Origin of the sequence: Actinotalea sp. C106, from assembly GCF_023630195.1 — a bacterium.
Classification (GTDB): Bacteria; Actinomycetota; Actinomycetes; order Actinomycetales; family Cellulomonadaceae; genus Actinotalea.
Map to the genome: position 1 here is coordinate 1 of NZ_JALPKN010000211.1, position 5,587 is coordinate 5,587.

The window sequence follows — 5,587 nt, forward strand, 5'->3', positions numbered from 1 at the left end:
GGGCGAGGCCGACGCGGTGCTCGCCGCAACCGTCGAGGCCTGCGCCCGCCGCACGGCCGAGCGCGCCGAGTCCCGTCCCGCGCGCCCTGGACGCCCCGAGGTGCTGCCCGATGCCGCCCCGGACGTGGTCGAGGACGGCGCCTCCGAGGCGCACGCTCCCGACGTGCAGGTCCCGCACGTCCCCGCCCCTCAGGTGCCGTCGACCCCCGACCTGGACGGCGAGCAGGGGGAGCTCATCCCGGTCTCGGCCGTCGCCCCCAGCCCCTCCACCCGAGGCCCGCGACCTGCCGTCGAGCAGGGTCTGCCCATCGCGGCCTACAGCGACGACGAGCTCGACGAGGTCGCCGTGTGGATCGCCTCGGACGGGGTCCGGCGCACCGAGGAGGAGCTGGCCGCCGCCCTGCGTGCCGAGCTCGGCATCTCTCGTCGCGGGACCAGGGTCGACACCGCCGTACTCAGCGCAGTGCGGCGGCTGTGACGGGGCCGGTCCGCGCCGATGAGTGACCCACCCCCGCGCCGGCCTCGACGGGCGACCGGTGGCTCACCTGCGCCTGGGGCCCGTGGCACCGGTCCGTCGGACCCCGCGCGCGCGGTCACGCGACCGACCTCCGGACCGTCCGAGACGGCGCGCGAAGCGACCGCGGTGCTGCCTGTGCGCAGCGCTGACGACGCCGACGTGGGCTGGGGCGAGCGTCCCGATCCTGACCACGGCGACGACGAACGGCTCCTCCGGGAGAAGCCCCCGCACTGGTGAGCACGCGCCGCGGCGTCTCGGGGCGGCTGACCACGGGGCCCTGTCGACTCAGGGCTCCCGGCGGCTCGCGAGCAGGTCACGGATCTCCTGCAGGAGCAGGATGTCCTCGGCCGGGGCAGCGGGCTCGGGCTCGGCGCCCTGCTTGCGCCGGGCCGCCAGGGCGTTCACCGGCGTGATGATGACGAAGTAGATCGCCGCGGCGACGAGCAGGAACGTGAGGATCGCGTCGAGGACGAGGCCGATCGAGAACTCCGCCCCGTTGAGCGTGAAGGTCGCGACGCCGGAGAGGTCCTTCGCCCCGAAGATCGCCGCCACCAGCGGGTTGAGCAACCCCTCGACGAGGGCGGCGACCACCGCCGAGAAGGCCGCGCCGATGACGACGGCGACGGCGAGGTCGATCACGTTGCCCCGCAGGATGAAGCTCTTGAAACCGGCGATCATGGCGTCTCCTGGGCCGAGAGGGAGGACGGGGCCGAGCGGCCCGTCGCCGTGATCATGTCAGCGCCCCCTGCCGAGCGACGAGCACGTGCGAGGTCCCCGGGCGGACCATCACTCCACGAGGACCGCTCCCAGCGCGGTCCACGAGCCGGTCGCGGCCAGGGCCCGGCCCTCCTCGGGGGAGACCGCCACGACCGTGACCGCGGCGTCCTCCCCGCTGGAGGTCGCGCCCGTGACCCCACTCAGCCCGAGCCCGGCCTCCTCCTGGCCGTCTCCTCCTAGGTCGAGCACCACCGCCCCCTGGGCCAGGAGGACCGGCTGCGGGAGGGCGCTCTCCTCGTCCTCGGGCCCGGCGCTTGTGCCGTACCCCGGGCCCGACGGGGCCGGCCCGACCAGGTCGACCCGGTCACCGGCCCGCAGCAGGCCCGCGACCGACGCATCGGCCAGCCGGACCGGCACGACCACGGTCCCCGACGGCGGCTCGACGCCGAACCGGGCCCCGTCGAGCAGCGGGTCGACGACCGGGAGGCCTGCCGTCAGCGTGACAGCGGTGGCCCGGCCCACCAGGGGTGCCGGGTCGCCCAGAGACCCCTCAGGGGCGAGGCGCTCCGGCAGGTGCGCGACACGGAGGTCCCTGGCCTCGAGGGCCTCACCGCGGAGGACCTCGCGGGTGGTCACGACCACGGGGGTGGTCGCCGGCCCGCTCGGGGCGAGCTGCTGCACCACGGTCCAGGCGGCCACGAGGAGGGCGCCGACGAGCAGCGCCCCGCGGCCCTTCCACAGGAGGATGCGCAGGGTCAGCAGGGGAGGGGAGCGGTCGTCCGCGGGTCCTCGGGGCATGCGACGACGCTAGAGACGCCGCCGTGCGGGCTTCAGGGCGGGGCTGCGCGTCCTGTGGAGGCGTCGAGGTGCGACGCCCCTGTGGACCCGCTGAGGGTCAGCCTGCGGCGGCCGTCGAGGACGAGCCGCTGGACCCCGAGCCGCTGGACCCCGAGGTGCTCGACCCGGAGCTGCTCGTGCTCCCGGAGGACGAGCTCCCCGAGGAGGAACCGCTCGAGGAGGAGGTGCTCGACGACGAGTCGCCGCCCGAGGAGCTCGAGCCGGAGCCGGCCTTGTCGCCTGCACCTGCGGAACCGTTCGACCCCGAGGTCCCGGAGGACGAGGAGGCGCTCCGTGCGCTGCTGCGCTTCTCGTCGCGCGAGTCGGTGCGGTAGAAGCCCGACCCCTTGAAGACCACGCCCACGGCGGAGAACAGCTTGCGCAGCCGCCCCGCGCAGGTCGGGCACTCGGTCAGGGCGTCGTCCGTGAAGGCCTGCTGCACGTCGAAGCGGTGGTCGCACGCGGTGCACGCGTAGGCGTAGGTGGGCACGGTTCCTCCTGGCACGATCACGGGCACGATCACGATTGGCACTCTCACGATCCGAGTGCCAATGCTACGACACCGGGGCGGGTACCCCCGGTCCTCGGCCACCGCGGGGGAGCCGTTAGTCTCGCTCCGTGCCCCGTCGTCGTCCGCTCCGCCTCGTCCTGCTCGGGACCGCCGCCGTCCTGGTGCTCGCGATCGTCGCGGTCGCCGCGGTCGCCGCGACCGTCGTCCGTCGCCCCTTGCCGGACCACGGGGGGACCGCCGACCTGGCCGGGCTCGAGGCCGAGGTCACGGTGCTGCGGGACCAGCGTGGGGTCGCGGACGTCTACGCGGACACCGCCGACGACCTCTTCCGGGCGCAGGGCTACGTGCACGCCCAGGACCGCTTCTTCGAGATGGACTACCGCCGGCACGTCACCGCGGGACGTCTCTCGGAGCTGGTCGGGGAGAACGAGGAGGCGCTCGCGGCCGACAAGGTCATCCGCACCTTCGGCTGGCGCGACGTCGCCGAGCAGGAGTGGGAGATCCTCGCCCCCGAGACCCGTGAGGCGCTCACGGCCTACGCGGAGGGGGTCAACGCCTACCTCGACGCCACCCCCACCGAGTCCCTCGGCGTCGAGTACGCGGTGCTGGGCCTGCAGCTCGAGGTCGCCGACCCCGAGCGGTGGGACCCGATCGACTCCCTCGCGTGGCTCAAGGCGATGGCCTGGGACCTCAAGGGCAACTACGACCAGGAGCTCTCGCGGGCCCTGATCTTCGCGACCGTCCGCGACGTCGGCCGGGTCAACGACCTGTTCCCCCGCTACCCGCAGGACGTCAACGCCCCGATCGTCACCGAGGCTGACGTGAGCCCGACCGCCGCGAGCGTGGACGCCGCCTCCGACCAGCCCGGCGCGGCCCCCGCCGACCCGGACGGAACGCTGCTGGAGCCCGAGCTGCAGCAGGCCCTCGACGCGACCGCCGAGGTGCTGGGCGCGGTGCCCCACCTCGTCGGCGAGGGCGACGGGACGGGGTCCAACTCCTGGGTCGTCTCGGGGGAGCACACGGTCTCGGGCCAGCCGATCCTGGCCAACGACCCGCACCTGTCGATTTCCGCCCCGGGCATCTGGACCCAGGTCGGCCTGCACTGCAACGACGTCGGGCCCGAGTGCCCGTACGACGTCTCGGGCTTCGGCTTCTCCGGCTTCCCCGGGGTCATCATCGGCCACAACGCCGAGCTGGCCTGGGGCATCACGAACCTCGGCGCCGACGTCACCGACTTCTTCCTCGAGCGCACGAACCCGGCCGAGGGCACCTACCTGCGCGACGGTGAGCAGGTCCCGTTCGAGACGCGGACCGAGACGATCGAGGTCAACGGAGGACCGTCGGAGGAGATCGAGGTGCGCACCACCGTGCACGGCCCGATCATCTCCGACGTCATGGACCTCGGGCGGGTCGCCGCCTCGCCCACGGCTGACGGCAGCCGGCGCACCACCGAGGTGGCCCTCGCGTGGACCGCGCTCGAGCCCGGTCACACCGCCGACGCGGTCCTCGCCTTCGCGACGGCCTCGGACGCGACCGACGTCGCGGCGGCCGCAGCACTGTTCGACGTGCCGTCCCAGAACATCGTCTTCGCCACCACCGAGGGGCAGATCGGCTACCAGGCTCCGGGACGGATCCCCCTCCGGGCCCGGGTGCTCGACGGCCCGGTGCCCTCGGACGGGACCTGGCCCCGACCCGGCTGGGACTCGCGGTACGACTGGCAGGGCTGGGTCGAGCCCTCCTCGATGCCGGCGGTCGTGGACCCGGCCGTCGGGTACGTCGTCGCCGCGAACCAGGCCGTGACCGCCTCCGGGAGCCAGCCCTTCCTCACCGCCGACTGGGACTACGGCTACCGGTCCCAGCGGATCCGTGACCAGCTCGACGACCTCCTCGCGGACGGCACCCGGGTCGACGTCGAGCTGACCAACGAGCTCCAGAACGACGCGTGGAGCCCGTACGCCGAGCGCCTCATCCCCTCCCTCCTCGACATCGAGGTGGACGCGTTCACCGAGGAGGGGGTCGAGCTCCTGCGGGACTGGGACCAGGTGCAGGGCACCGACTCGGCAGCGGCCGCGTACTTCTCCGCGGTGTGGGCCAAGCTCCTCGAGCTGACCTTCTGGGACGACCTGCCCGAGGACCAGTGGCCCAGCGGCAACAGCCGGTGGCTCGCCGTCGTCGAGCGCCTCCTCGACGACCCGGAGAGCGCGTGGTGGGACGACCGCCGCACCGTCAACGTGGTCGAGAGCCGGGACGAGATCCTTGTCCGGGCGCTCACCGAGGCCCGTCTAGAGCTGACCGTCGAGCTCGGCAAGACCGCCGACGAGTGGCAGTGGGGACGGCTGCACACCGCGGCCCCCGAGCACCCGGTCCTGGGTGGCGAGGCTGCCCCCGGTCCCGTGCGCGAGCTGGTCAACCCGAGCCCGCTCGCAGTACCTGGCGGATCCTCGATCGTCAACGCGACCTCGTGGGACGCGGCCGAGGACTCCTTCGCCGTGACCGCGGCGCCGTCGATGCGGATGGTCGTGGACCTGGCTGATCTCGACGCCTCGACCTGGGTCAACCTCACCGGCACCTCAGGTCACCCGGGCAGCGTCCACTACACCGACCAGTTCTCGGCCTGGGCCGAGGGGGAGACCTTCCCCTGGCCCTTCCGACGCGAGGCCGTCGAGGAGGCCAGCTCGCGCGAACTCACCCTGCGTCCCACGGACTGACGAGCGCGCCGACCTCGGCGGCGACCCGGCGGCGGCATGCGCCTGCTAGCTCGCCGAGCCCCCGGGCTGCCTGACCCACGTCCAGCCGGTGGGGGTGGCCACGATGTCGACCGTGCGGTCGTGGTCCTGACGCGGCAGCGGTCGTTCGACGGCGTCGTAGACCTCCTCGGGGAAGACCATCGCGACCACGGTCGCCCCCGGGCGGGCGTGGGCCAGCACCCGGTCGTACCACCCGCCGCCCTGGCCGAGCCGGCCACCGCCGGTGTCCACCGCCAGGGCAGGGGCGACGATCGCCTC

5 protein-coding genes and 1 pseudogene are annotated in these 5,587 nt (G+C 73.8%); 2 read left to right on the forward strand and 4 right to left on the reverse strand.

Translation table 11 applies throughout. From position 1 onward, the window contains the following. Positions 1-478 (forward strand): annotated as a pseudogene (locus tag L0B03_RS13165) (hypothetical protein); the annotation flags it as partial. 324 nt (positions 479-802) lie between these two features. Here the strand turns inward: L0B03_RS13165 and mscL are convergent. From mscL to L0B03_RS13180, 3 genes are all read right to left on the reverse strand, one after another. After that, the gene (mscL, locus tag L0B03_RS13170; RefSeq protein WP_250446489.1) at positions 803-1,195 is read right to left on the reverse strand and encodes a large conductance mechanosensitive channel protein MscL; all 393 of its coding nucleotides are present in this window, start codon (positions 1,193-1,195) and stop codon (positions 803-805) included. A 108-nt stretch (positions 1,196-1,303) separates the two neighbouring features. Then, positions 1,304-2,032: an SAF domain-containing protein gene (locus L0B03_RS13175; RefSeq protein ID WP_250446492.1), complete on the reverse strand. Its 729-nt coding sequence runs from the start codon at positions 2,030-2,032 to the stop codon at positions 1,304-1,306. Between the two features lie 97 nt (positions 2,033-2,129). Beyond that, positions 2,130-2,609, reverse strand: a complete 480-nt coding sequence (locus L0B03_RS13180) for an FmdB family zinc ribbon protein (RefSeq protein WP_374204951.1) — start codon at positions 2,607-2,609, stop codon at positions 2,130-2,132. Between the two features lie 80 nt (positions 2,610-2,689). Here L0B03_RS13180 and L0B03_RS13185 point away from each other — a divergent pair, with 80 nt between their 5' ends. Then, positions 2,690-5,290, forward strand: a complete 2,601-nt coding sequence (locus L0B03_RS13185) for a penicillin acylase family protein (RefSeq protein ID WP_250446495.1) — start codon at positions 2,690-2,692, stop codon at positions 5,288-5,290. A 45-nt stretch (positions 5,291-5,335) separates the two neighbouring features. On the opposite strand, the gene L0B03_RS13190 is transcribed toward L0B03_RS13185, so the two are convergent. Continuing rightward, positions 5,336-5,587 (reverse strand): 5-formyltetrahydrofolate cyclo-ligase (locus L0B03_RS13190; protein WP_284501777.1); only part of this gene is annotated, 252 nt, incomplete at its 5' end.

Excerpts from the sequence above, each read along its gene's own strand:
- mscL (WP_250446489.1), bottom strand. The coding sequence starts at position 1,195 with ATGATCGCCGGTTTCAAGAGCTTCATCCTGCGGGGCAACGTGATCGAC.
- L0B03_RS13175 (WP_250446492.1), bottom strand. The coding sequence starts at position 2,032 with ATGCCCCGAGGACCCGCGGACGACCGCTCCCCTCCCCTGCTGACCCTG.